This is a genomic window from Catenuloplanes japonicus (genome assembly GCF_000717135.1).
Taxonomy (GTDB): Bacteria; Actinomycetota; Actinomycetes; order Mycobacteriales; family Micromonosporaceae; genus Catenuloplanes; species Catenuloplanes japonicus.
The window spans coordinates 149726-174531 of the sequence record NZ_JNXY01000012.1 but is presented as its reverse complement, the minus strand read 5'-3'; the positions used below and the strand labels follow the sequence as shown (position 1 = coordinate 174531).

Genomic DNA, 24806 nt, shown 5'->3' with positions numbered 1-24806 from the left:
CCCAGACTCAGTCCGGCTCGGCGAACAGTCCGGTGTGCTGCGGAAGGCGTGTGATGAACGCCTGGAGCCGCCGGTGGTGAGCCTCGCACACGCTGATCAGCCGATCAGCGTCCCGCGCCGTGAACGCCGTCAGCATGCCCGCGTGGTCCGCGTGCAGCAACGCGCGCTCGGCCGCGACCAGATGGGACATCGGCTGCAGCGGCTCGGTCATGTTCCACGCCGTGCCCAGCATGTTGAGCAGCCGGCTCATCCGGCAGGGCTCGATCAGCGCGAGGTGGAACCGCCGGCTCTCCCGATGGTGCGCCCGCCCGTCCCCGGCCCGCACCGCCTCCTCCAGCGCCGCATGCGCGGCCCGTGCCCGCTCCACGTCCGCCTCGCCCGCCCGTTCCACCGCCACCCGCAGCGCCGCGGTCTCCAACGCCTCCCGCACCAGGTAGATCTCCGCGAACTCGGCCGCGGTCAGCATCGCCACCCGGTACCCGAAGTTCGGCCGATGGTCGACCAGCCCCTCGCCGATCAGCGTCATCAACGCCTCCCGGACCGGGATCCGGCTCACCCCGAACACCGCCGCCACCGCGTCCACCGGGATCGGCGTGCCCGGCGGCACCTCGCCGTCCAGGATGCAGGTCCGCAACTCGTCCAGGATCACCGACTGCGAGCTGCCCAGCGACCGGCCCGACAGCCGCGTGACCAGCACGGATCGATGGCGGGTCGCCGACATGTCCCGACCCTATGCCGGTCCGGTTATCACCGTGTTTCCCGGCGGCGTGCGCGGTTCGGGCATACTCGGGCGCGGACGACCGGCACGGGGACGACGGAACGGGGCCATGGGGACGAGAACACCGGGCGGCGGCACGGCGCCCCACACGCCGGACAGCGGCGGTTCCCCGTCCCGGCAGCACGCCGGTGGCGGTCCCGGCGGCCGCGCGCATACCGTGGTCGAGGGTCAGCGGACCGCGCAGACCCGCGCGGTCCGCGGCCGGGCCGGCGGCGGCACGGACGACATGGGCCGCCGGCGGGACTGGGCGGAGCGGCACAACGACCCGATGTCCCCGTCCCGTCCGCCGGACGCGGAGACGATGAACGGCGATCCGGTGTATCACGGCGACGGCGTGACCGCGGTCGGCTACGACGCCCAGACCATGAACAACTTCGACCACATCGGGCGCATACCGGGATATCACGACGTGATCGTGCACGGTGAGAGCGACGGCTTCGTCTACCCGGGCCGGATCGGCCCGGACGGCACGCGCACGAGCGGCGAGCCGATCCACCCGGCCCAGCTGGCGGACGTGATCCGGTCGAATCCGAGTTACGACGGCGGCCCGGTGCGCATGGTGGTCTGCTGGTCCGGGACGATTTCCCCGGATGCCGGTGCCGGCGTGCGACCGGCCGCGCAGGAGGTGGCAGACTCGCTCGGTGTGGACGTGATGGCGCCGACGAACACCGTGGGCACCGACCGCCACGGCGGGCCGGGTCAGCAGCCGCAGATCCAGTTCCCAGGGGTATGGCAGCCGTTCAGACCGGAGACCAACAGGTGACGCAGAACAGCCGGATGCCGCTCGCCGGCATGTTCCAGGAGCTCGGGCCGGTGCGGTCCGGCGAGCCGCAGCCGAGCGTGCACGACAGCCTTCGCGCCGAGGAACTGCCCGATCTGGCCGATGTGGTCGCCTACCTCAAGGCCGGGCACGTGCTGATCGACGTGATGGGCTCGGTCAGCGATCCGTTCGATCCCGCGCACCGGATCATCGAGGGCTACACGATCATGACGGACGGCGACTGGCTGTGGCGGCAGAGCCTGGCGTTCTTCGTGGAGCGCCGCAACGTCGCGCTGCCGGGGGACTTCCTGTCGCTCATCCGCGGCCGGGCCTACGCGGTACCGGACCGTTCCCGTGAGGAGCTCCTCGCGTACACCCGGGTGGCGCACGAGCAGGTCTTCTGAGCCGTACGGCACTGTCCGGGCGGGTGTGGGGAAATCGATGGGTGTGTAGCCCTACGATGTCGTTCGGCCACATTCGCAAGCAGGGAGCGGCATGACGGCGGAGAACGAGGAAAGCCCGGTCCGGCACTTCTGCGCGCAGCTCGACGGCTATGTCAGGGCGTCCGGCCAGACCAGGTCGTACGTGGTGAGCAGGCATTCGATGAGCGACTCGCAGGTCTACGCGGTGCTCGCCGGCACGGTCAAGACACCGCCGTCGTTCGACCGCATGGTGGTGCCGATCATCGAGATCTGCGGCGGCGACGCGACCGTGATCGCGCAGTGGCGGACCCGCCACGACACCATGGTCCGGGTCTACGAGCTGCAGAAGTCGTTGCGCCGCAAGGCCGTCGCCGCGTCACCGTCGTCCTCGGAGGAGGCTCCGCTCCCCGAGGACCAGGAGCAGGGCCAGGGCCAGGGCCAGGACCGGGACCGGTTCGGCGAGGTCGTGCCGCTGCCGGGCACCCGCCGCCGCTGGATGCTGCCCGCCGTCGCGATCGTGGTCGTGCTCGCCGTCCTCGCGGGCGGCCTGACCTGGGCTTTCGTCGCGAACCGGAGCGCGGCCCCGGAAACCGGCCCGGAGATCGCGGCTCCGGACGCGCCGGAGTCGCCGCTGGTCGTCGACCCGCTGTGCACGGCCTCCGCGCCGGCCGACGGCGGCGACCTGCTGGAGGTGCCGCGGCCGGAGGTGCCGAGCAACCCGATCTACAACGCCTGGTGGGCCAACAGGGACCACGTCCACCTGAGGGATTTCGGCACGCATCACTGGGCCGCGGCGATCGACACGGGCGCCGGCGTCCTGCCCTACGACTGGCTGGCCATCCGCGGCTGCCTGCCGATCATCGCCGGGCACCGGTACACGCTGACCTTCATCGCGTCCGCGTCGGCGGACGTCACGCTGGCCGTGCGCGTGCAGCACAACCAGTGGCCGTACGAGGACTCGCTGATGGAGCAGTTCGCGGTGACCAGCTCGCCGCAGCCGCACACCTACAATTTCGTCGGCGGTGTGACCAGCCAGTCGAGCGAGCTGACGTTCCAGCTGGGCGGCAATCCGGCGCTGGACGTCGAGTTCACCGACATCGTGCTGACCGACCTCGGCGCCTGATCCTCCGGAACTCTCCGGTTCCGCCCCACTCCGGACGCCTTCCGACCTGCACCGATCGCCCGTGCACTCCGATCTGATGCGGAATCACCACCCGGACGCCCACCCTCCTGCTTTCCTTGATCCGGGGCACGGGGGCAGGACGGTTCCGCGGCGGAGACGGGGGTCGCGGACCCGTCAGCCCGCGCCCGATCCCATGATCGACTTTACGTTTGCGGGGCGTTTGCCTTTACGTTTGCGGGGGAGTTGCCTTTACGTTTGCGGCACTGCGGCCTTTACGTTTGCGGACGCGTCAGAAGAGGTCGTGGGGGTCGATCTGGATGCGGACGGGGTGGGGGGCCTTGCGGGCGCTGCGGACGCCGGCGGCCTCGTGCAGCGCCTTCGCGAGCGCGCCGGCCGCGCCGCGGCGGACCCGGACCAGCATGCGTTCCTGGTCGTCGGCGGCGGGGACCGGGCCGAGCAGCTCGGCCTCGGCGGGGAGGCGGGCGGTCTCCAGCAGGTCGGCGACCGCGTCGGGCGGGCCGGTCAGGCTGGCCATCCGGGACGCGGGCGGGAACGCGAGTTCGCGGCGTTCGGCCAGCTCGCGTGCGGCGTACCAGGCGGGGTCCCAGCGCAGCAGCGCCTGCACGGCGGGGATGCCGCCGTCCGCGACCACGACCACGCGCCCGCCGCCACGGTGCGGGCGGGCCAGCGCGGCCGCGGTCAGCCAGCGGCGCAGCGTCTCCTCGCCCGCGCGCAGGTCGGCGCGGGTGAGCAGCGCCCAGGTGTCCAGCAGCAGCACCGCGCCGTAGCCGCCGTCCGCGACCGGCTCCGCGCCGGGCGTGCAGACCACGACCGCGGGCTCGGCGGGCACGGCGGTCAGCACCTCGTCGCGGCCGGACGTGCGCACCGGCACGCCGGGGAACGCGCGGCCCAGCTCCTCCGCGGTCCGGCGCGCGCCGATGATCGACGCGCGCAGCCGGTGGCCGCCGCACTCCGGGCAGGTGAAGTCCGCCGCGACCCGGCCGCACCAGCGGCAGGCGGGCACCGCGTGCGACGAGCGCAGTTCCAGCGGGCCCTGGCAGTGCGCGCAGCGCGCCGGCTGCCGGCAGGTCTGGCACGCGGTCGACGGCAGGTAGCCGCGCCTCGGTACCTGCACCAGCACGGGCGCGCCCGCCCGCAGCGCGGTCCGCGCCGCCTCCCAGGCCACGCTCGGCAGCCGCGCGGTCGCGGCGGCCGCGTCGCGGGCCAGCTGCGGATCGTCGCCGATCGGGGCCACGTGCGGCGCGCGCGCCCGGAGCGCGTCCCGGCTGCCGGCCAGCTCGCGCGCCCAGCCGGTCTCCACCAGCTGCTGCGCCTCCGCGGTCCGGGTGAACCCGCCGGCCAGCACGGCCGCGCCGGCCAGCTGCGCACGGGTCAGCAGCACCTCACGCGCGTGCGGGTAGGGCGCGCGCGGCTCGCCGTGCGAGTCGTCGCCGTCGTCCCAGATGACCACCAGGCCCAGGTCGCGGACCGGCGCGAACGCGGCCGCGCGCGTGCCGATCACCACCGGCGCCTCGCCGCGCAGCCCGGCCAGGAACGCCCGGTACCGCTTCTCCGGGCCCAGCGACGCGGCCAGCGTGGTGTGCCGCCCCGGGCCGAGCTCCGCGCTCAGCGCCGCGTCCAGCCGTTCCAGGTCGCGCGCGTCCGGTACCACCGCGACCACGCCCTGACCTGCGGCGACGGTCACCGCGGCGGCCTGCGCGATCCGCCGCGGCCAGTCCTCGCCGGGCAGCGCGGACCACACGGCCCGCGGCGCGCGTCGCTCTTCGAGCGCCATCAGAAAACCGGGCCCATGAGGGTACGGCCCCCACCCTTCGCCGGCCCGCTCCGTGACCGACGCGGCCCCCGTCACGGTCGCGCCGTCCGAGGCGTCGGCGCGCTCCGCGCGTACCCCCGTGGTGGTGGGTGGTGGCTCTTCCGCGGCCTCGGCAGCGGGGTCGCCGGTCGCGTCCGGGCCGCCGGCTGCCCCGGGCTCCTCGGGAACGGCGGCCGCTCCGGAGCCCGCCGGCTCGTCGCTCGGGCCGGCTGCCTCGGGTGCGGGGTCACCGATCGCGGCAGGCGCCGGCTCGCCGGTGGTCCCGCGTGGCGGGGCGGCGTTCCCCGGCGCGCGTTTCTGCTGCTCGGCGCGGGCGTGGCGGGCCGGGACCGCGAGGCGGAGCACATCCGCCAGGCTGCCGGCGTAGCGCTCGGCGACCGTGCGGACCAGGCGGAGCACCTCGTCGGTGAGCACGCGCTCCGGCGACACCAGCTTGTCGATGAAGCCGAGCTTGCCCTCGTGCGACGACGTCGCCACGCGCTCCAACAGCCAGCCGTCGACCAGCTGCCCGGCGAACCGCACCCGCACGCGCGTGCCGGGCTGCGCGGTCGCGTCCAGCTCGGCGGGCACCAGGTAGTCGAACGCGCGGTCCAGGTGGGGGAGCGGCACGTCCACGCAGACGCGGGCGACCGGCAGCACCTCGGCCGGCTCACGCGGCGGTTTCGGCTTGGCCGCGCGGGTGCGGGGCGGTTTGCCGCCCGGCTTCGGCGGGGGCGTGGCGGCCTTCGCGGCCACCGCGCGCGCCGCCGCCGCACCGCCCCCGACCGCGTCCGCGGTCAGGGTCAGCCCGTCCAGCGACAGCTCCTCGGCCGATTCGTCACCCACCCCGGAATCCTGTCAGACACCTCCGACAGGATTCCGGTCAGGCGAGATCAGACGTGCAGCGCGATCGCGTCCTGGCTCGCGACGGTGGCGGTGAAGCGGCCCGAGGAGTCGACCGTGTACGTCGGGCCCGTGCAGCCGCCGGAGGTGCGCTCGCCGTGCTGGACGTCGCAGTACGTCCCGGCCGGCAGCGACGTCTGGAACGTGCGGGTCAGCGCCGCCGTCTCGTGGTTGATCGCCACGTAGGCGCGGCTGCCCCGGCCGAACGCGATCTGGTCGCCGCCGTTGTCCCACCAGTTCGTGACCGCGGTGTCGCCGGCCGCGTTGCGGAACGCGACCATGTTCTCGATCTGCGGCCACGCGTGCTGGCACTTCCAGCCGTCGGCCCAGCAGGCGTTCACGGTGCCGCCGTTCGGCGGGCCCGCGTCCTTGTCCGTCCACTCGTACCCGGAGTTGACGTCCGGGGCGCCGTACGGCCAGGCCAGCATGAACACGTTGGCGAGCGTGTAGTCGGCGCCGTTCTTGTAGTTGAGCGTGTCGCCGACCCGCTCGGTGTCGTGGTTGTCGACGAACACCGCGGACTGCCCGGACGCCAGGTAGCCCCAGCCCTCGCCGTAGTTCTTCAGGTACGCCAGGTTCTCGCTCTGGAAGACGCGCTTGAGGTCGCGGGCGTACCGGAACTCCTGCACGTCGCCGGTGCCGAGGTACTCGGCAGGGGTCACGGCCTCGCCGGCGCCGAAGATGACCTCCTGCTTCCAGTACGCGCCCGGGTTCGTCAGCTTCGACTTGATCGCGGCCAGGTCCGCCGCGGCCATGTGCTTGGCCGCGTCGATCCGGAACCCGTCCACGCCCAGCGACGCCAGGTCGTTGAGGTAGGCCGCGATCCGCCCGCGCACGTAGTCGCTGCCGGTGTTCAGGTCGGAGAGGTTCTCCAGCTCGCAGTCCTGCACGTTGCCGCGATCGGTGTAGTTATTGATCTTCGTGCGGCAGGTGTGGAAGTCCCAATCCGCATAAGTCCCGGGATAGGTGTATTTAGTGTAAGAAGTCCCGCCGGTCCCGGTCCCGTTGCCCGCGCTCATGTGGTTGATCACGGAGTCCGCGACCACCTTCACCCCGGCGGCGTGGCAGGCGTCGACCATGGATTTGAACTGGTCACGGTTGCCGAGCCGGCCCGCGATCTGGTAGCTGACCGGCTGGTACGACGTCCACCACGCCGCGCCCTGGATGTGCTCCATCGGCGGGCTGACCTGAACGAAGCCGTAGCCGGCCGGACCCAGCCGGTTCGTGCACTCACGACCGATCGAGTCGAAGCGCCACTCGAACATCACGGCCGTCACGTCACGGCTGCCGGGCGGTTCCGCGTTCGCGTCCGGGCCGGTCGCGACCGCGCCGATCGCGAACGCGGCACCGGCGCCGGCCAGCACGACCGCGGCCGTCGCGGCGTGCAGCCCTCGCCGTCTGCGGACACTGCTCACGTCGTACCCCCGTCGGGTTGGTCTGGGTCTGGGGTTTTCGGGAGCATAGGCGTGGAGGGTGGGCCTTGCAAGATCAAGTCTTATCAATCCATTAAGGACATCATCGGGCGCTCTCCGCCCACTCGGCCAGCACCCGGAAGATCGGCGCGCGCCCGGCGAACCGCTCCGCCTTGTCCCGGTTGTCATAGCTGTAGCCGTTGTTGTCGACCGCCTGGTCCACGGAGGCCACCATCCGCGGCGCGAACCAGAAGAAGCGTGCCGCGCCCATCACCCGGATCGCCCGCCGCGCCACGTCCGGCGCGACGGTGCCGCGAAGGCCGCGCACGTACGACTCCGTCACCTCGTCCAGCACCTCGTCCAGCAGCGACACGTCGATCAGCCCGTCGAAGAACGGGTCCAGCGCCAGGTTCGCCGCGTCCCCGCCGATCGCGCCCGGACCCACGAACGTCCAGTCCAGCAGCACCGGGCCGTGCTCCGCGCCGATCAGGTTGAGCGACCACACGTCGTGGTGGCACATGGTCTGCGGCAGCGCGCGCCCGGCCGCCAGCACGTCGAGGCGCCGGTCCCACAGCCGCCGCAGGCCGTCGCGCAGCGCGGGTGACCAGGCCGAGGCCACGATCGGGTGATCCCAGTCCACGTGGTCCGGGACCGGCTGGGCCAGCGTGGCGTCGGCCATGAAGTCGCGCGGCAGCCAGGCCACGTCCGGCGGCGGGCGATCGGTCCAGCGGGCCTGGGCGGCACCGAGCCGGTACGCGACGTCGCCCAGCTCGGACACGCCGAAGGACGCGCCGGAGGCTCCCGGCACGTCCTCCAGCCACATCGCCACCGAGCCGTCCGCGCGTTCCCGCACCTCCAGGCAGTCCGGCGCGGACAGGCCGCCGTCGGCGAACAGCGTCTGCGGAACACCCTCCTCATAGGCGCACGGCTCGCGCCGCCAGTAGTTGAAGTGCCCCGGATCCGCGCTCGCGGCCATGTGCGCGGCCGCGCCGTCCCGCTTCGGCGTCGCGATCTTCAGCACGGCCGGGCCGTCGTCGCGGCGCACCCGCCACACGCCGCCGGTGGTCTCGTTCGCCGAGCCGTGTTCCAGCTCCTCGGCAGACCATCCGTCCTGCACCAGATCGATCGGAAACGTCATGATCTGACCGTAGGTGTCAGAGCAGCGCCTCGGCCACCTCGTCGGGGTGGGTGATCATCGCCTCGTGGCCGCCCGGCACCGGCTGCGGCGTGACGCCGATCCGGGCCGCGAACTCCGCGCCCGGCTTGGCCAGCGCGATGTCCCGCTCGGCCAGCACGTAGCGCGCGGTCAGCCCGATCTCGGTCACCGGCGGCAGGTCCAGCGCGTCCGTGAAGTAGTGGCCCGGGTGCGGGACCAGCAGCTCGTGCACGGTGCGCTGCACCTGCTCCGGCTCGCCCGGCATCAGCACGGCCTGCAGCGACGCGAGGTCGATCGGCACCACGCCCTCGGCCGCGACGGTCGCGCCGACGAACGCGCCCATCTCGGCCGGCAGCTCGTCCAGCTGGGACACGCCGGCGGCCGGCACGACCGCGCTGACGTACACCACCTCGGCGATCCGGTCCGGGACCTCGTGCGCGGCGCCGGTCGCCGGGTAACCGCCCCAGCTGTGCGCGACCAGCACCACGTCGCGCAGGTCGTACCGCCGGATGGTGTTCGTGATGTGCGCGATCGCGTCGGTGAGCCGGACCGTGGTGTCGCCGTCGTCGATGCCCGGCATGGTCAGCGTCAGCGCGCGGTGGCCGGCGGCCCGCAGCCGCTGGGCGACCGGCTGCCACGCCCACGCGCCGTGCCAGGCGCCGGGGATCAGTACGTAGTTCTTCACACCGCCGATCCTGATCGCCGGGACGTCAATCGGGGAGTGCTATGAATCGCAGATGACGAACCGTTTGTCGCAGGTGGCGCTGCTGATCGAGGAGCAGTCCAGCGCGTTCGAGGCCGGCGCCGCCACCGAGATCTTCGCGCCGCCGCTCTACGCGCTGACCATCTGCGCCGCGTCGCCGCACACCACCACGCGCGGCGGCCTGATCGCACCCGCGCACGGACTGGAGGCGCTGGAGACCGCGGACACGATCATCGTCCCGGACCGTCCGATGCAGACGGTCGCGCCCGCGGTCGGCACGGCCCTGGCCAGGGCGCATGCGCGTGGCGCGCGGCTGATCGCGTCCGGCGGCGGCGTCTTCACGCTGGCCGAGGCCGGCGTGCTGGACGGCCGTCGCGTCGCCACCCACCGCGACCTGACCACCACACTTCAACAGCGGTTCCCGGGGGTACGGGTGGAGCCTGACGCGTTGTTCGCCGACGACGGTGACGTGCTCACCGCGGCCGGCAGCGCCGCCGCGCTCGACCTCGGCCTGCACGTGATCCGCCTCGACCACGGCGCCGAGACCGGGTGCGTGGTCGCGAAGCGGCTGGCGTTCCCGGTGCACCGCGACGGGTTCCAGTCCCAGTCCGTGGAGCGCCCGATGCCCGCGGTGCACGACGAGTCGCTGACGCCGCTGCTGAGCTGGGCGCAGGCGCGGCTGCACGAGCCGGTCGGCGTGGCGGAGCTGGCCGCCGCGGCCGGGATCAGCGTGGCCACGCTGCACCGCCGTTTCCAGGCGCAGGTCGGCGTGCCGCCGCTGGCCTGGCTGACCCGCGGGCGGGTGCTGATCGCCTGCCGCCTGCTGGAACGCGGCGAGACCCGGATGGAGGTCGTCGCGCGCCGCAGCGGCCTCGGCACCGCGTCCCATCTGCGCACCGTCATGCGCCGCTCACTCGGCACCACGCCCACCGAGTACCGGCGCCGGTACGGGCCGGACGGTGGTGAACCGGTCGGCCATCGTGCTCGTAGAGAGCTCGGTGAGGCGCGGCCAATTCCTATTCCCTGAGTAGGATTGGCGCGCTGTTCCTGCGTCTATCATTCGTTTAGCCGGCCGCTTCATCATGGCCGATACTCATGTTGACTCCCTGGAGATGTTCCATGCCACGACGTCCGCCCCGCCGACCGCTCCGTACCGCCGTGGTGGCGTTGTCGGGCCTGCTGAGCCTCGGGGCGTGCGCGTCGACGGCGCCGCCGCCACTGATCCCGCTGACGGACGCCCCGGCCACGACCGGCGCGCCGGCCGCGCAGCAGAGCACCAGCCCGGACGGCGGCTACTGGCCCGCGTCGATCCGCGCCGGGAGCAACGAGCGGCTCGGCACCGTGGTGGAGGACAGCGACGGGTTCACGCTCTACCGGTGGGACGGCGACTCCGCCGACCCGCCGCAGTCACGGTGCAAGGGCGCGTGCGCCGAGCTGTGGCCGCCGGTGCTGACCCGCAACAAGATCATTTTCAAAGGGCTGGACGAGGAGCTGCTCGGCGCCATCAAACGCGGCGACGGCACGCTGCAGGTCACGGTCGGCGGCTGGCCGGCGTACCGGTACACCGGGGACACCGGGCCGGGCGGCTTCGCGGGCGAGGCCGTCGACGGCACCTGGTTCGCGCTCGGCCCGGACGGGCGGAAAGCCAACGGTGACGACTGATCCGGAAGAACTGACAGGAGACGGCGCATGGTGAGACGGCACACCTTCGGGTACGAGGTACTCGGCTTCGCACCAGGTGTGGACCCGACGCCCGGCGACCCGGACCTGATCCGCAGCTTCGCGGACCGGCACGACCAGGTCCGGGACAACGCACTCACCGGATTCCGCGTGCTCGGCAGCGGCGGCGAGCTGGAAGCCGGCCGCGGCGAGGCGATGAACGCGTTGCGCAAGGCGCTCAAGTCGCTGCCGGACAAGCTGCGCAAGACCGCGGACTCGTTCGGCGTGGCCGCGGACGCGTACCGGGGGTACGCGGACGCGCTCGCCGACGCCCAGCAGCGCATCGACGTCGCGATGGACCGTGCCCAGGCGGTCGAGGGCCTGGCCGGCACCACGCTGCCCGACCTCGCCACGGACGCCACCGCGGAACAGCGCGCGGACGCGGACGCGCGGCAGGACGACATCGACGCGGCCCGGTCGCTGCTCAGCCAGGTGCGGGCCGAGGCGGCCGACGCGCAGGCGGCCAGGCTGCGGGCCGCGGACGCGGCGGCGGACGCGCTCGACCGCGCCGCCGCGCTCGCCATCCCGGAGCGCGGGTTCTTCGAGAAGATCGGCGACTTCTTCCAGGACTTCCCGTTCGTCCAGATCATCATCGACGTGCTCATCGCGATCATCACGCTGGTCGCGCCGTTCGTCGGGCTCGCGCTCGCCGGGCTGTCGCTGGCGATCCGCACGATCGGCTCGATCGCGAACGGCACGTTCAAGGCCGGCACGTTCCTGGTCGACCTGCTCTCGCTGGTGCCGGGCGGCAACGTGCTGCGCGCCGGCGCGAAGGTCACCCAGGCGGTGAAGATCCCGTTCACCAAGGTCAAGGCCGGCACGATCTCGGACGGCATCGTCAAGGCGCGTGAGGGGATCACGAACGTGCCGCGCGATCACGGGATCCTGGTCGGCGCGCGGGAGGGCGGGGCGGCCATCGGGCAGTCCGTCATCGAGCAGGGCCTCAACGGCGAGCCGCTGGACTTCTCCACGATCATCGTCGGCGCGGTAGGGGCCGGCATCGTCAGCGGTGGCAACCAGATCCGCAAGGACCGGGAGCGGCTGGAGATCATCAAGGAGAACGAGGCGCTCAACAAGCCGCGCGACACCCCGGACCTCGGCACGGGCGCCCCGACGACGGACAAGCCGCTGCCACCGGTCGACAAGCCGTTGCCGGCCACGCCGGACGACAAGCCGTTGCCGTCGCTGCCGGGTGACAAGCCGCTGCCGGAGAAGCCGTTGCCGCCGACGCCGGACGACAAGCCGCTGCCGCCGAAGCCGTTGCCGTTCGACGCCGAACGCGACCTGGACTCCATCCAGGAGGACGCGAACGAGCGGGTCGGCGAGAGCACGGGCCGCGCCGTCGAGGCCGCCATCGACGACGCCTCGCCCACCGGCACCAACCCGGAGGGACTGTCGGAGACCGTGGTCACCGATGACACCAACCCCGACGCGGTCGAGGCGGACGAGGACTCCGCCCGGGAGATCATCCGGGGGACCGCGGACGACGGCCAGAACCTGGAACGGGTCGAGACCGTCGTGCCGAAGGCCTCCGAGACCGCCGCCGAGTCGGGCCTCGACAAGCTCGTCGAGATCATTCTCAAGAAACGTGGATAGTCCGGCCCTGGGCCGGAGAGGAGAGACAGTGCGCATCAACGTCAGCGTTGACACCCCGGGACGGCCTGAGCCGGCCCGGGTGGTGGTCGACGCGGATTCGCAGGCGAGCATCGGCGGCCTCGCCGCACGCCTGCACGGTGCGCTCGGCGCGCCGCCGGGCTCGGCGCTGTTCGTCGGTGAGCGGCCGGTGCCGCCGGAGCTGACGCTGGCCGAGGCGGGCGTGACGGACGGCGCCTCGCTCGGCCTCGGCCGCCCGGCGCACGGCACCACCGCGGCCGGCGACGCCGTGGAGCTGCGGATCGTCGGCGGTCCGGGCGCCGGCCGTACGTACCGGCTCCGGCCCGGTCAGTACCGGATCGGCAGCGGCCCGGCCGCCCGGATCCGCCTCGACCCGCCGGCCCCGGCGGACGGCCCGGAGGTGCTGGTCCGCACGGACCGCAGGGTCTTCGTCCTCAGCGGCACGGCCGGTGACGGCACGGCCGTCGGCAGCGGCACGGGCGGCGGCGACCACACCGAGTGGCCCGCCGGCCAGCAGCTGATCGTCGGCGGGAACCTGGTGGAGCTGGCCACGGAGCTGCCCCGCCGCGCGCCGCTGAACCGCGCGGACGACGAACTGGTCTGGGAGTTCAACCGGCCGCCGCGGTTCACGCCGCAGGCCGCCGGCGGACGGTTCAAGCTGCCGGTCGAGCCGCGCAAGCCGGAACGCAGCCCGATCCCGCTGGCCACGCTGCTGCTGGCCCCGGTCGGCGCCGCGCTGATCGGCATCCTCGCCACCGGCAGCTGGCGGTTCGTGTTCATCGCGCTGCTGTCGCCGGCCGCGGCGCTGCTGACGCTGTTCGGCAACCGTAAGCGCGGCCGGAAGTCGTTCGCCGAGCAGGTCCGGGAGTACGAGGAGACGCTCGCCCGCGTGCGGGCGGACGCGGACGCGGCCGTGCTGGAGGAGGCGACGCTGCGCCGGCACGGCTACCCGGACCCGGCGATGCTGGCCCGGATCGCGATGCAGCCGACCGAACGGCTGTGGGAGCGCCGCCGAGCGGACCCGGACTTCCTGGAGCTGCGCGCCGGCACCGCGGACGTGGCGTCCTCGGTGCGGGTCGAGGACCCGGCGCTGGACGAGCACCGCCGCACCACCACGCCGATGCTGGACGAGGTGCCGGTGCCGCTGCCGGTGGCCCGCCGCGGCGTGATCGGCCTGGCCGGGCCGGGCGCGCGGTGGCAGGCGACCTGGATGGCCGCGCAGTCCGCGGTGCTGCACAGCCCGGCCGACCTGCGCATCTGGGTGCTCACCGACCGGGACGCGGAACACCGCTGGTCGTGGCTGCGCTGGCTGCCGCACGCGAAGTCGGACACCGCCACGTCGTACGCGCTGATCGGCTCCTCGACGGAGTCGGTGTCCCGCCGGATCGCCGAGCTGAACCAGCTGCTGGCCGCGCGCGCCGAGGCGCTCGCCGCCCGGCAGGACGTGAGCGAGGAACCGGCGCACCTGGTCGTGCTGGACGGCGCGCGGCGGCTGCGGTCGCTGCCCGGGGTCGTACCGCTGCTGCGTGACGGCCCGGCCGCCGGCATCTTCGTCGTCTGTGTGGAGGCGGAGGAACGGCTGCTGCCGGAGGAGTGCCGCGCCGTGCTGCGCACCGACGGTCAGGCCGGCACGCTCAGCTCCGGCAGCGACGCGGACGTGACCGGCCTGCGCGTCGACCAGCCCGAGACCAGCTGGTACGAGGAGATAGCCCGCGGTATGGCCCCGCTGCGCCCGACCGGCGGCTCGGACGAGGCCGTGCTGCCCACCGCGGCCCGGCTGCTGGACGTGCTCGGCCTGGAGCCGCCGACCGCGGAGCAGGTCCGCACCGGCTGGAGCCTGCGCCCGCGTTCGACGCAGGCCGTGCTCGGCATCGGGCTGGACGGCGAGTTCTCCGTGGACCTGGTCCGGGACGGCCCGCACGCGCTGATCGCGGGCACCACCGGCGCCGGCAAGTCCGAGCTGCTGCAGACGCTGGTGGCGACGCTGGCGGTGGCGAACCGGCCGGACGAGATGACGTTCGTGCTGGTCGACTACAAGGGTGGCAGCGCGTTCGCGGAGTGCGAGCAGCTGCCGCACACGGTCGGCATGGTCACCGACCTGGACACGCACCTGGTCGAGCGCGCGCTGACCTCGCTCGGCGCGGAGCTGCGCCGCCGGGAGCACATGCTGGCGTCGTACGGCGCGCCGGACATCGTGGTCTACCACGACCGCCGGTCGCGCAACGCCGCGCTGCCGCCGCTGCCGCGCCTGGTGCTGGTCATCGACGAGTTCGCCTCGATGGTGCGGGAACTGCCGACGTTCGTGACCGGTCTGGTCAACATCGCGCAGCGCGGCCGGTCGCTCGGCATCCACCTGGTGCTGGCCACGCAGCGGCCGTCCGGCGCGGTCACGCCGGACATCCGCGCGAACACGAACCTGCGCATCGCGCTGCGGACCACGGACCCGTCGGAGAGCCGGGACATCATCGACGCGCCGGACGCGGGCGAGCTGTCCCCGCGCACGCCGGGCCGGGCGTACGCGCGGCTCAGCTACTCGGCGCTGCTGCCGTTCCAGGCCGGCCGGATCGGCGGCCCGCGGCCGTCCTCGGCCACGGTCGTGGGGGAGCCGCTGCTGGACGTGGCGGAGGTCGGCTGGGCGCAGCTGGCGGAACCGCCGGCGCGTCCGGCCCGAGCGTCCCGCCCCGGCGGGAACCAGGACCCGGAGACGGACCTGTTGGTGCTGGTCCGGGCGATCCGGACGGCGACCGAGGAGGCCGGGATCGCGGCCGAGCCGAGCCCGTGGCTGCCCGCGCTGCCGCAGATCGTCCAGCTTCCGGAGCTGGCCGGGATGGACGGTGTCGCCTACGGCATCGTGGACCTCCCGGCCGAGCAGCGCCGGGAGCCGCTGACGATCGACATCGACACGACCGGGCACCTCTACGTGCTCGGCTCCGCGCGCAGCGGGCGCTCGCAGACGCTGCGCACGATCGCCGCCGTCCTCGCCCAGGCACACAGCAGTGCTGACCTGCACATCTACGGCATCGACTGCGGCAACGGCGCGCTGTTGCCGCTGACCGGGCTGCCGCACTGCGGCGCGGTGGTGGACCGGCAGCAGACCGAGCGCCTGGACCGGATGCTCGACTGGCTCGGCGCGGAGCTGACCCGCCGCCAGGCCCGCCTCGGCGAGCGCGGCGCCGCCGACCTCGCGGAGCTGCGCGCCGGACTCCCGGCGGAGGAGCGGCCGGCCCACATCGTGGTGATGCTGGACCGGTTCGAGGTGTACGAGCGGGAGTTCGTCACGTTCGACAACGGCCGCTACCTGGAGCGCCTGGTCCGGTTGCTGCGCGACGGCGCGGCCGCCGGCGTCCACCTGATCATCGCGGGCGACAAGGCGCTCGGTGCCGGCCGGTACGCCGGTGCGACCGAGGACAAGCTGGTCCTGCGGCTCAACGACCGCGCCGACTACTCCACGGTCGGCGTCGACCGCAAGGCCGTGCCGCCGGAGCAGGAGCCCGGCCGGGCGATCCGGCACGCGGACGCGGCCGAGGCGCAGATCGCGGTGCTCGGCCCGGACCTGTCCGGCGCCGGTCAGGCCGCGGCGCTGACCGCGATCGCGGAGACGGTCACGGCCCGGGACGCGGACGTGCCCCGGTCGCGCGGGCCGCGCTCCTTCGGCGTGCTGCCGGACCTGCTCACGTTCGCGGAGGCGCAGGCCCGGCGGCCGGAGGGCGGCAAGGCGCTGCAGGTGCTGCTCGGCGTCGGCGGCGACGAACTGGAGGCGGTCGGCCCGGACCTGGGCGACACGCCGACGTTCCTGATCGGCGGCCCGCCGCGCTCCGGCCGCAGCACCGCGCTGCTGACCGTGGCCCGGTCGCTGCTGCTCGACGGCACCGGCCTGATCGTGATCGCGCCGCGCCGTTCGCCGCTGCGCGAGCTCGCCGGCCAGACGAACGTGGTCGCCGTGATCGAGGACGCGGCCGTGCCGCGTGCGCGGTTCCAGCAGCTGCTCACGGAGGTCACCCAGGACACCGGCGTGATCCTGATCGACGACGCCGAGCTGATGGCCCAGTCGAACATCGACGCGGAGCTGCTGCTGCTCACCCGCGGCGGCGCCGGGGACGGCTGGGGCGTGGTCGCGGGCGGCAACGCGGAGAGCCTGACCACGTCGCTGGCCGGGTGGCTGGGCCAGGCACGCCGGAACCGTACCGGCATGCTGCTGTCCCCGCAGTCCATGGCGGACGGTGAGGTGATCGGCGTCCGGCTGCCACGCGGCATCGTCGGGCGCCCGCCGCAGCCGGGCCGCGGGTACCTGCACCTGGGCGACGGCTCGTTGCTGGCCGTCCAGGTGCCGCGGACGACCTGAGCCACCGTGGGCCGCGGCGGTCCGCCGCGGCCCACGACCGTCTCAGACGAACCGGAACGTCGCCGTGACGGCGTCGAACAGGCCGGTCAGGGCCTCGGCATGGGCCAGGTTGGGGGTGGCGCAGCTGACCACCAGGTGCTCACCGGGCGCGTCCGGGATCGCCACGAACGTGTTCACGGTGAGCATGTCGACGGCGTGACCGTCGGGCAGCGGGACCCGTTCCGTGGCGGTCACCCGCACGGCCGCGCCGGCCTCGGGAAGATCCACTGCCGCGGCGGTACGACCGGGGCCTGCCCGCCGAGCCCCGTCCGGCCGCAGCAACGCGGCCACGTCGTCCTCGTAACCCTGCGGGAGCCGGGTGGCGAACACGGTGACGAACGCCATCAGCAGCCCGTCCTCGTACATCTCGATCAGACCGGAGGCAGCCAGTGCGCCGTCCCGCACGTACGCGCGCAGCAGCTCCTCCGCCTGCCGGTAGCCGTCCTCCAGCCCGGCACGCAGCTGCGGATCGTCCACGCCGGCCGTCTCCTGCGCCGCGGTCGCGGCCAGCTGCCCGCCGGTCAGGTCATATTTCGTCCAGCCCTCCGGGATCCGCATCACGAACCGGGCCGTGGTGGTGCTCATCGTGCCTCCAGACTGGCGACCGCGTCCTCGTCGATCTGCTGGAACGCGGTCCGGATCTGCTCGATCGACTCCCGGATGTCCTCGCCCTGCCGCTTGAGTTGGAAACGGCCGTCGCCCCAGCGCCGGTCGAAGTCACGCGCCGCGTCGCCGACCACGTCGGACCCGAACGCGGCCTCGATGTCGCCCGGGATCCGGTCGGAGTCGACGAACGTCAGCATCTCGCTGAGCGCCGTCGACGCATCCTCCAGCGCGGCGCCCGGCACCACGATCTCCGCCATTCACTGCCTCCTGCACATCGTCTTCGGAAGGAATCCGTTCGCATGCCCACCGTCACCCACCGGCTCCGGATGGCCGCGGCCGTGCTGGCCGCGGTACTGCTGTCCCTGCTCGTCCCGGAGGCCGCCTCCGGCGCCGACGCGCCCGGCGCCACCGTCAAGGTGTACGTCGTGCCCGCCGGCGACCGGGACGAGTCGCTCGCCGCGATCGCGGACCGCACGGTCGGCGACCCGCAGCGCGCCGGCGAGATCCTCGACCTCAACCTGAACCGCCCGCAGCCGGACGGCGGCGCGCTGACCGCGGCCACCGGCACGCCCAAGCCCGGCTGGGTGCTGCGGCTGCCCGACGACGCCTCCGGTCCCGAGGTCCGCCTCGCCCGGGTCGGCGCGGCGGCGAAGCCGTTCTGGAACACCGCGCTGATCCTGTCACTGGCCGGCGCCGTGCTGCTCGGCGTGGTCACGGTCGGCGTGCTCGCGCGCCGCCCGATCGCCCGCCGGTACCGCCGGTTCACCGCCGGGATCGAGGCCCGCCGCGCCGCCCGCCTGCACGCACAGGCCCAGGCCCGGCTGCGCCGCCGGCTCGGCACGGCGCTGCGGGAGACGCCCGCGCCGGTGTCCGGTCCGGCCGGCGTCGAGGTCTTCGGCGTGCTGACCGCGCCGGACGCGACCACCGCCTGGGTCGGCACCACCGTCGCGCCGCAGGCCGGCTGGACCGCGGAGGCACCGGGCGTCTGGCGCCGGGCCGGCGGTCCCGGCCGGACGGACGCGGCGGACGGCGTCGCGCTGCCCGCCCGCGTCGGCGGCACCGAGGAGGAGCTGCTGGTCCTGGACCTGAGCTGGCTGGACGGCGTGCTCGCGGTCGACGGTGACCCGGAGGTCGCGTCGTCCGTGATCCGCACGCTGGTGACCGAGGCGACCCGCCACCGCCCCGACCTGGCGATCATCGCGGTGGCCGGCCCGGACGCGGACCCGTCGCTCGCCCCGCCGTCGGTGCGCCGCGTGCCGGACGTGGCCGCGCTGGCCGCCGTGATCGCCGCGCCGGCCGCGCCGGAGACGCCCGGCGTGATGCGCGACGCCGCCCGCCGTCGCCGGCTGAGCGGCCTGGTCCTGGTCACCCGCCCGCTCGGCGCGGACGAGGCCGCCCGGCTGGCGCAACTGTGCGCCGGTGACGGCGGCTGGGCCGCGCTGGTGCACGGCGCGGCGCCGGGCGCGTTCTGGTCCTGGCACGCCGGCTCCGATGGTCAGGTGCGTATCCCGTGGCTGGACCGTGCCGTGACGGTCCCGTCGCTGGTCGCCTAGACGACGATGCGGAAGGGCCCCCGGGACCGTTCCCGGGGGCCTGGGTCCGGATCGGACTCAGCCGAGCGCGTTGCCGAGCTGCTGGTCCGTGTCGGAGAACGCCTCGCCGACGGTACGGACGTAGTTGCCGATGCCCTCGAGGCCCTGGTTGACCTGCTCGAAGCCGCGGGCGAACTCCTCGAAGAACGGCTGGAACTTCTGCTGGGCGGCGGGGGTGGAGTAACCGTTCGCCAGCAGTCCGTCGATCTTGCCGCGCACCTCCGTCAGCTTGTCCTGCAGCGCCGTGAAATCGGCGAGCAGCGTCGCGGACGTCTGCGCGGTCTCGTCGCTGTTGACGGCGAAATTGGGCATGGTGCGTACCCCTTGATCGGTGTCCCGGATAGGGCGGACGCCCTACCCTGCCCGGCCAAGGATAGTGAGGCAGTGTCAACAAACCGCTGCCGTGCTGTTGACGGTCCACAAGCGGCCGCCCGTGCCAGGTATGCGCAGGTCAGGACCGTTCTGCGGTGCCAGGCCGCGCGGCAGCCCGGCCGGTCCTGTGCCGGGGTGGTCCGGCTTTCGTGTGGTCCCGATCTCCTTTTCGTGGATATATTCATCCGGTTCAGGGCTGATCGGGGGCGCGGTGGAGCGCTTCCCCGAAACAACCACGCCCTACGTTCTGGTGAAGAGAAGACACGGCGTGAGCGAGGGCGGCGGGCTGAGGGCGCATGCGGATTCTTCTGGTGGAGGACGACTTCCGGGTCGCCGCGGCGATGATGTCGATGCTCCAGCGCAGCGGCTACACGGTCGAGCACGCCGCGACCGCCGCCGCGGCCCTCTCCGCCGCGCCCTCCGACCTGGTGCTGCTGGATCTGAACCTGCCGGACGGCGACGGCGTCGACGTCTGCCGGGCGCTGCGTGCCCGCGACCCGGACCTGGCGATCATCGTGGTCACCGCGCGCGGTGAGGAGCGGGACCGCGTGGTCGGGCTGCGGATCGGCGCGGACGACTACGTGGTGAAGCCGTTCTCCATGGCCGAGCTGCAGGCCCGCATCGAGGCGCTGCTGCGGCGCACCGCACGCACCGGCCGCGCCGCGCCGGAGACGGTGGAGCTCGGCCCGCTGCGCATCGACTACGCGGCCCGCACCGTGCAGGTGGACGGCCGCCCGGTCACGCTCACCCGCAAGGAGTTCGACATCCTCGGCTCGCTGGCCCGGCAGCCCGGCGTGGTGCTCACCGGCGAGCGGCTGCTGCTCGACGTGTGGCAGACCACCTGGTCAGGCAAGCACACGCTGCAGGTGCACGTCGGCTCGCTGCGCGCCAAGCTCGGCCGGCCCGACCTCGTGCAGAACGTCCGCGGCGTGGGCTACCGTCTGTGCGTCGAATGATCGAGTAGGAGGATCCTGGGTGCGCAGGAGACTGGTGACCACCTATGTCCTCCTGCTCTGCCTGGTCCTGCTGGCGCTGGAGATCCCGCTGGCCGTCTCGCTGACCGGCCGCGAGACCGAGCGCGTGCTCTCCGACCGGGTCGCGGACGCGACCCGGTTCGCCTCGCTGGCCGTGCCCGCGGTCCGCAGCGGCGAGCTGGCCTCGCTCCTCGACGAGCTGGGCCGCTACCACGAGCTGTACGGCATCGGCGCGATCTTCGTCGACCTGGACCAGCGGCCGTGGATCGGCTTCGGCGGTGACCACACGGTCCCGGCCCACGCGGAGCTGGCCGTCCGCGGCGCGCTGGCCGGCCGCACGATCAGCACGCCCGGCATGCTGTGGCCCTGGGAGACCCGCCCGCTGGTGGTCGCGGTGCCGGTCAACGACGGCGGGGCCGTCCTCGGCGCGATCGTCACCGTCTCACCGACCCGGGACAACCGCGGCGCGGTCACGGTCGCCTGGCTGGAGCTGGGCGTGCTCGGCCTGGTCGCGGTCGCGGTCTGCGTGCTGGCCGCGTTCTGGCTGGCCGGCTGGGTGCTGCGCCCGGTGACCAGGCTCGACGCGGTCACCCACGAGATCACGGCCGGCGACGGCGGGGCCCGGGTCCACCCCGGCGTCGGCCCGCCGGAGCTGCGCCGCCTGTCGGCCGGCTTCAACGAGATGGCCGACGCGGTGGCGGAGTCGCTGGAGCGGCAGCGGTCGTTCGTCGCGCACGCCAGCCACCAGCTGCGCAACCCGCTCACCGTGCTCCGGCTGCGAGTGGAGAGCCTGGGCATGTACCTGGACGACGACGACGCGCGCGAGGACCACCGGTTCGCGCTGGAGGAGACGGACCGGTTCGCCGGGATGCTCGACGGCCTGCTCTCGCTGGCGCGGGCCGAGCGAGGCCGGCACGACACCGAGACCGTGGACGCGGTCGCGGTCACGCTGAACCGGGAGCGCGCCTGGCGTCCGCTGACCGAGCTGCGCGGCATCACGCTGCGCGTCACCGTGCCGGAGCGGCCGCGGCCGATCGACGCGGTCGCGACCGCGCTCGACCAGGTGCTGGACGCGCTGATCGACAACGCGCTCAAGTTCACGCCCGGCGGCGGCCGGGTCGAGGTGACGGTCGCGTCGAGGGACGGCGGCGTCGAGGTGACCGTGTGCGACACCGGCCCCGGTATGACCGAGGAGCAGTGCCGCCGCGCGACGGAACGGTTCTGGCGCGCCCCCGGCGCGCAGAACGTGGACGGTGCCGGCCTGGGCCTGCCGATCGTCACCGTGCTGGTCGAGGCGTCCGGCGGCCGCCTCACACTGTCCCCGGCCGCGACCGGCGGCCTGGAGGCCCGCATCTGGTGGCGCCCCAGCACGCTGCCCGCCGACGTGTCCGCCTGACGCCCCGATCACCGCATCAGGGTTTGACGGACCGGTAGTAGCGCGCGGCGCCCGGGTGCAGCGGCGCCGGCATGGTGGCGACCGCGGACCGCGCGTCCAGTGCCTCCAGCGCCGGGTGGGTCGCCGCCAGCGTGTCCCGGTGCTCCAGCAGCAGCCGCGTCACGTCGAACGCGAGCGCGTCCGGCAGCGACGCGGACGCCAGCAGCAGCGTCGTGTCCGCGATCGTGGCCGAGGGCGGCGCCTGGTAGGTCGAGGTCGGGATGTTCCGCACCACGTAGACGTCGCTGTACGTGCCGCGCAGCGTGCCGGCCCACCCGGCCAGGTCCACGATCCGGATCCGGGTCCGCGCGCTGAGGTCCCGGATCCCGGCCACCGGCAGCCCGCCGGAGAAGAAGAACGCGTCCACGTCGCCCCGGGCCAGCGCGCCGATCGCGTCGTCAAGACCCAGTTCGCTCCGGTCGTACGCCCCGGCCTCCACCCCGGCCGCGGCCAGCAACCGCCCGGCCGTGACCGCGGTGCCGGACCCGGACTCGCCCACGGACACGCGCCGGCCGCGCAGGTCGTCCACAGTGGTGATCGGGCGGTCCGCCTGCACCACCAGGTGCAACAGGTCGTCGTAGACGCGGGCCAGCGCGGTCACGGACTGGTCCGGACCGAGTATGTCCGTCTGGGAGAAGCCGAGCTCCGCCTCGCCGCGCGCGATCAGGTCCGCCGCGCCGGTCGGGGCCGCCGGCCGCACCACGGACGCCGCCACGTTCCGCAGGTGCGCGTTGACCAGGGCGGCCAGATCGGCGCCGAGGTCGCCGGCGCCGGCCGCGATGCGCAGCCGCCGTGGCTGCGGGGCAGTCCCGGAGCAGGCCGCGGCACCGAGCAGCACCACCAGCCCGGCCAGGGCGGTACGCCGCGGCACCGGGCTCCCGGGGGCGTTCACGAGTTCGTTTCCGTGTTCATGAGTTCGCACAAGTTTGGCACAAATCCCGGCGCTGAACGTCGCACGTGCGGCCCTGCTCCGACACGGTGTTACGAACAGGAAGGAGGAGGATATGAGTTTCCTCACCAGTACCTTCGTCACGGCGTTCGAGGCAGTGTGCCTGGTCCGCTGCGCCCGTCCTGTCCTGCCGACGGAGACCCGCCGGCCCCGGCTCAGTGCCGTGGGGCGCACGGACGCGCCACAGAACGCCGCGGTCGCGGAGTTCGACCGGGAGGACGCCTCGCAGCGCCTCACCACGCTGCTCGACTGTCTCGGCTACCGCGCCCGCGCACAGGAGCGGGACGGCGGCGGCGTCCGCCGGTACGCGGTGCAGCAGGTCACGATCGCGGAGCCGGACCGCATCGCGGTGGACCGGATGATGGTGACCTCCTGGCAGCGCGGACGGCAGCGCCTGCTGGGCACGGACCCGCTCGGCCACTCGTCCCCGCACCACATGCACCGGGTGGTCCTCGCCCGTGCCGCCTGGAACGCGGGCCTGCTCGTCGGCCGGCTGCGTCCCCGGCACGGCCTGCTGCGCATCGGCATCGCGGAGCCGGACATGGTGGCGATCCTGGTCCGGGCCGCCCGCCTGCTCGGCGTGACCGCCAGCGTGAGCCGCCGCTCCGGCTGCTTCGTGATCGCGGTCCCGGAGACCGCCGCCGCCACGCTGACCGGCTACGAGCTGCCCGGCCTCACGCTCGCCCGCCAGACCCGCGTCCCCCGGGTCCAGCCGGACCTCGCCGTCGCCTGACCCACCCGCCGGCATCCGCTCCCGCCGGCACCCTCCTCGACCGGCATCCGTCCTCGCCGGCACACCGACCCGACCGGCATGCGCCCCACCCGGCAGACCCACCCCCGACCGGCATCCGCCCAGCGCCCACCTGCGCCCGCGCACCGCACGCACCACCGCAAGCGCCCGATCGGCGGCCACCGGCCGATCGTGCGAGGCGGACGGGGTCTTTGCCCTTGCACCCACGGCAATGGCAGGGAGCCCGCTGCCGCCCCGGCCACCCACCCCTGGCCGGAGAGCGACGACCGGTGTCGCCGGGAGGCCTCGGCAGGCGATGTGAGACCAATCGGGTATATCAATCTTTTGATCTTCGGCACGTGATCTTCTCTACGGAAGCCGCGTCCGGCGCGTCATAGTTCGAGGATGATCGCGGAGAGCCCGGAACTCGTGGTGCTGGCCCAGCGCGGTGACGCCGCCGCGCTCGGGGAGCTGCTGGCCCGGCATCGCGCCGGGATGATGGCGGTCGCGCTCAGCGTGCTGCCGCGTGCCGCCGACGCGGAGGACGCGGTCCAGGACGCGTCGCTGACGGCGCTGACCAGGATCGGCGACCTGCGCGACCCGGCCGCGGCCGGCCCCTGGCTGAAGATGATCGTCCGGAACGTGTGCCGCATGCGGCTGCGCGCGGCCCCGCCGGTGCTGCCGTCCCTGGCGGACCCGCGCGACACCCCCGAGGAGCTGCTGGAACGGCAGGCGCTGCGGGACTGGGTGGCGCACGCGATGGGCCGGCTGTCCGCGCCGCTGCGCGCCGTGACGATGCTGCGCTACTTCTCCTCCGCGCACAGCTACGACGAGATCGCGGCGATCTGCGGCGTGCCGTCCGGCACGGTCCGGCGCCGCCTGCACGAGGCCCGCAAACAGTTGTCCGATGCGCTCGGCGCGGCCCGGCACGCGGCCTACGACGGTGCTTCCGGCGTGCCGGCCGCGCACCGCGCCGAGGCGGAAGAAGCCGCAAGATCAGGCCGCGAGGGTACGTTCGGCGCCTACCTGCGCGGCGCCTGGCACCCCGACGTGACCGCGGCGTGGAGCGACGGCCGCCGCGCCACCGGCATTCCGCCGCTGGTCACCGTGATGGAGCGCAACGTCGGCGCGGGCATGGTCCCGCACGTCGCGGACGTGTCCGCCGCCCGCGACCTGCTGCTGTGGGAGATCGACGTGCGGGTCACCGGCGCGGCGGAGCGGACGTGCGCGCCCCAGGCGTACTGGCTGATGTCCCTTGATCGTGGCCGCGTCAGCGGCCTGCGCGTTTTTCAGCGCTAGACCGAACATTCCGGGCCCGGACCGCATCTTGTGGGCGAAACACGTTCACCCCACGAAGGGCGGAA

21 protein-coding genes are annotated in these 24806 nt (G+C 73.7%); 12 read left to right on the top strand and 9 right to left on the bottom strand.

Annotated features, from left to right (window positions below):
- Nucleotides 1-7: 7 nt before the first annotated feature.
- Nucleotides 8-721, bottom strand: coding sequence for a GntR family transcriptional regulator (locus OP04_RS56470; protein ID WP_033341148.1), 714 nt, complete (start codon nucleotides 719-721; stop codon nucleotides 8-10).
- A gap of 106 nt (nucleotides 722-827) precedes the next feature.
- Here OP04_RS56470 and OP04_RS19425 point away from each other — a divergent pair, with 106 nt between their 5' ends.
- The 3 genes from OP04_RS19425 to OP04_RS19415 all read left to right on the top strand — a co-directional run bounded on the left by OP04_RS19425 (nucleotide 828) and on the right by OP04_RS19415 (nucleotide 3083).
- Complete coding sequence (locus tag OP04_RS19425; RefSeq protein WP_051798308.1) at nucleotides 828-1541, top strand: hypothetical protein; 714 nt, start codon at nucleotides 828-830, stop codon at nucleotides 1539-1541.
- Nucleotides 1538-1942: a hypothetical protein gene (locus OP04_RS19420; RefSeq protein ID WP_051798307.1), complete on the top strand. Its 405-nt coding sequence runs from the start codon at nucleotides 1538-1540 to the stop codon at nucleotides 1940-1942. Before OP04_RS19425 ends, OP04_RS19420 begins: the two co-directional genes overlap by 4 nt.
- A 91-nt stretch (nucleotides 1943-2033) precedes the next feature.
- Nucleotides 2034-3083, top strand: coding sequence for a hypothetical protein (locus tag OP04_RS19415; RefSeq protein WP_033341147.1), 1050 nt, complete (start codon nucleotides 2034-2036; stop codon nucleotides 3081-3083).
- A 289-nt stretch (nucleotides 3084-3372) separates the two neighbouring features.
- Here OP04_RS19415 and OP04_RS19410 read toward each other — a convergent pair whose 3' ends face one another.
- The 4 genes from OP04_RS19410 to OP04_RS19395 all read right to left on the bottom strand — a co-directional run bounded on the left by OP04_RS19410 (nucleotide 3373) and on the right by OP04_RS19395 (nucleotide 9052).
- On the bottom strand, nucleotides 3373-5532 hold the full coding sequence (locus OP04_RS19410; RefSeq protein WP_033341184.1) for a primosomal protein N': 2160 nt from the start codon (nucleotides 5530-5532) through the stop codon (nucleotides 3373-3375).
- A gap of 257 nt (nucleotides 5533-5789) precedes the next feature.
- On the bottom strand, nucleotides 5790-7214 hold the full coding sequence (locus tag OP04_RS19405) for an alpha-amylase (protein ID WP_232323642.1): 1425 nt from the start codon (nucleotides 7212-7214) through the stop codon (nucleotides 5790-5792).
- 100 nt (nucleotides 7215-7314) lie between these two features.
- A complete protein-coding gene (locus OP04_RS19400; protein ID WP_033341146.1) occupies nucleotides 7315-8349 on the bottom strand; it encodes an aminoglycoside phosphotransferase family protein in 1035 nt (344 codons plus the stop codon).
- A 16-nt stretch (nucleotides 8350-8365) separates the two neighbouring features.
- Nucleotides 8366-9052, bottom strand: a complete 687-nt coding sequence (locus OP04_RS19395; protein ID WP_033341145.1) for an alpha/beta fold hydrolase — start codon at nucleotides 9050-9052, stop codon at nucleotides 8366-8368.
- 52 nt (nucleotides 9053-9104) lie between these two features.
- Between OP04_RS19395 and OP04_RS19390 the strand changes: the two genes are divergently transcribed.
- The 4 genes from OP04_RS19390 (at nucleotide 9105) to OP04_RS19375 (ending at nucleotide 16745) form a co-directional block, all read left to right on the top strand.
- Nucleotides 9105-10097, top strand: a complete 993-nt coding sequence (locus OP04_RS19390) for a helix-turn-helix domain-containing protein (protein WP_051798306.1) — start codon at nucleotides 9105-9107, stop codon at nucleotides 10095-10097.
- Between the two features lie 92 nt (nucleotides 10098-10189).
- Nucleotides 10190-10732 carry a hypothetical protein gene (locus OP04_RS49825; RefSeq protein WP_157240046.1) on the top strand — a complete coding sequence of 181 codons (543 nt, stop codon included), beginning with the start codon at nucleotides 10190-10192 and terminating at the stop codon, nucleotides 10730-10732.
- A 27-nt stretch (nucleotides 10733-10759) separates the two neighbouring features.
- Entirely contained in the window at nucleotides 10760-12385 is a 1626-nt protein-coding gene (locus OP04_RS54705) for a hypothetical protein (RefSeq protein ID WP_033341144.1), read from the top strand.
- A gap of 28 nt (nucleotides 12386-12413) precedes the next feature.
- Nucleotides 12414-16745, top strand: coding sequence for an FtsK/SpoIIIE domain-containing protein (locus OP04_RS19375; RefSeq protein WP_033341143.1), 4332 nt, complete (start codon nucleotides 12414-12416; stop codon nucleotides 16743-16745).
- A 42-nt stretch (nucleotides 16746-16787) separates the two neighbouring features.
- On the opposite strand, the gene OP04_RS19370 is transcribed toward OP04_RS19375, so the two are convergent.
- Nucleotides 16788-17369, bottom strand: coding sequence for a hypothetical protein (locus OP04_RS19370; protein WP_033341180.1), 582 nt, complete (start codon nucleotides 17367-17369; stop codon nucleotides 16788-16790).
- Nucleotides 17366-17647, bottom strand: a complete 282-nt coding sequence (locus OP04_RS19365; RefSeq protein WP_033341142.1) for a hypothetical protein — start codon at nucleotides 17645-17647, stop codon at nucleotides 17366-17368. Before OP04_RS19365 ends, OP04_RS19370 begins: the two co-directional genes overlap by 4 nt.
- Nucleotides 17648-17689: 42 nt before the next feature.
- Here OP04_RS19365 and OP04_RS19360 point away from each other — a divergent pair, with 42 nt between their 5' ends.
- Nucleotides 17690-18943: a hypothetical protein gene (locus tag OP04_RS19360; RefSeq protein WP_033341141.1), complete on the top strand. Its 1254-nt coding sequence runs from the start codon at nucleotides 17690-17692 to the stop codon at nucleotides 18941-18943.
- 57 nt (nucleotides 18944-19000) lie between these two features.
- Here the strand turns inward: OP04_RS19360 and OP04_RS19355 are convergent, their stop codons facing one another.
- Nucleotides 19001-19294 carry a WXG100 family type VII secretion target gene (locus OP04_RS19355; protein WP_033341140.1) on the bottom strand — a complete coding sequence of 98 codons (294 nt, stop codon included), beginning with the start codon at nucleotides 19292-19294 and terminating at the stop codon, nucleotides 19001-19003.
- 356 nt (nucleotides 19295-19650) lie between these two features.
- Here OP04_RS19355 and OP04_RS19350 point away from each other — a divergent pair, with 356 nt between their 5' ends.
- Nucleotides 19651-20310 carry a response regulator transcription factor gene (locus OP04_RS19350; RefSeq protein ID WP_033341139.1) on the top strand — a complete coding sequence of 220 codons (660 nt, stop codon included), beginning with the start codon at nucleotides 19651-19653 and terminating at the stop codon, nucleotides 20308-20310.
- 19 nt (nucleotides 20311-20329) lie between these two features.
- Complete coding sequence (locus OP04_RS19345; protein ID WP_033341138.1) at nucleotides 20330-21724, top strand: sensor histidine kinase; 1395 nt, start codon at nucleotides 20330-20332, stop codon at nucleotides 21722-21724.
- 16 nt (nucleotides 21725-21740) lie between these two features.
- Here OP04_RS19345 and OP04_RS19340 read toward each other — a convergent pair whose 3' ends face one another.
- Complete coding sequence (locus tag OP04_RS19340) at nucleotides 21741-22655, bottom strand: TAXI family TRAP transporter solute-binding subunit (protein WP_232323641.1); 915 nt, start codon at nucleotides 22653-22655, stop codon at nucleotides 21741-21743.
- A gap of 112 nt (nucleotides 22656-22767) precedes the next feature.
- Between OP04_RS19340 and OP04_RS49820 the strand changes: the two genes are divergently transcribed.
- Together OP04_RS49820 and OP04_RS19330 are read left to right on the top strand one after the other, a co-directional pair.
- The gene (locus OP04_RS49820) at nucleotides 22768-23445 is read left to right on the top strand and encodes a hypothetical protein (RefSeq protein ID WP_051798303.1); all 678 of its coding nucleotides are present in this window, start codon (nucleotides 22768-22770) and stop codon (nucleotides 23443-23445) included.
- Between the two features lie 402 nt (nucleotides 23446-23847).
- Complete coding sequence (locus OP04_RS19330; RefSeq protein WP_033341136.1) at nucleotides 23848-24741, top strand: RNA polymerase sigma factor; 894 nt, start codon at nucleotides 23848-23850, stop codon at nucleotides 24739-24741.
- Nucleotides 24742-24806 lie beyond the last annotated feature (65 nt).

Bases quoted from the DNA above. Each gene is read 5' to 3' on its own strand.
- OP04_RS54705 (WP_033341144.1), top strand. From the start codon at position 10,760: ATGGTGAGACGGCACACCTTCGGGTACGAGGTACTCGGCTTCGCACCA.
- OP04_RS19355 (WP_033341140.1), bottom strand. From the start codon at position 19,294: ATGCCCAATTTCGCCGTCAACAGCGACGAGACCGCGCAGACGTCCGCG.
- OP04_RS19360 (WP_033341141.1), top strand. From the start codon at position 17,690: ATGCCCACCGTCACCCACCGGCTCCGGATGGCCGCGGCCGTGCTGGCC.
- OP04_RS19400 (WP_033341146.1), bottom strand. From the start codon at position 8,349: ATGACGTTTCCGATCGATCTGGTGCAGGACGGATGGTCTGCCGAGGAG.
- OP04_RS56470 (WP_033341148.1), bottom strand. From the start codon at position 721: ATGTCGGCGACCCGCCATCGATCCGTGCTGGTCACGCGGCTGTCGGGC.
- OP04_RS19425 (WP_051798308.1), top strand. From the start codon at position 828: ATGGGGACGAGAACACCGGGCGGCGGCACGGCGCCCCACACGCCGGAC.
- OP04_RS49825 (WP_157240046.1), top strand. From the start codon at position 10,190: ATGCCACGACGTCCGCCCCGCCGACCGCTCCGTACCGCCGTGGTGGCG.
- OP04_RS19365 (WP_033341142.1), bottom strand. From the start codon at position 17,647: ATGGCGGAGATCGTGGTGCCGGGCGCCGCGCTGGAGGATGCGTCGACG.
- OP04_RS19350 (WP_033341139.1), top strand. From the start codon at position 19,651: ATGCGGATTCTTCTGGTGGAGGACGACTTCCGGGTCGCCGCGGCGATG.
- OP04_RS49820 (WP_051798303.1), top strand. From the start codon at position 22,768: ATGAGTTTCCTCACCAGTACCTTCGTCACGGCGTTCGAGGCAGTGTGC.
- OP04_RS19370 (WP_033341180.1), bottom strand. From the start codon at position 17,369: ATGAGCACCACCACGGCCCGGTTCGTGATGCGGATCCCGGAGGGCTGG.
- OP04_RS19390 (WP_051798306.1), top strand. From the start codon at position 9,105: ATGACGAACCGTTTGTCGCAGGTGGCGCTGCTGATCGAGGAGCAGTCC.
- OP04_RS19330 (WP_033341136.1), top strand. From the start codon at position 23,848: ATGATCGCGGAGAGCCCGGAACTCGTGGTGCTGGCCCAGCGCGGTGAC.
- OP04_RS19415 (WP_033341147.1), top strand. From the start codon at position 2,034: ATGACGGCGGAGAACGAGGAAAGCCCGGTCCGGCACTTCTGCGCGCAG.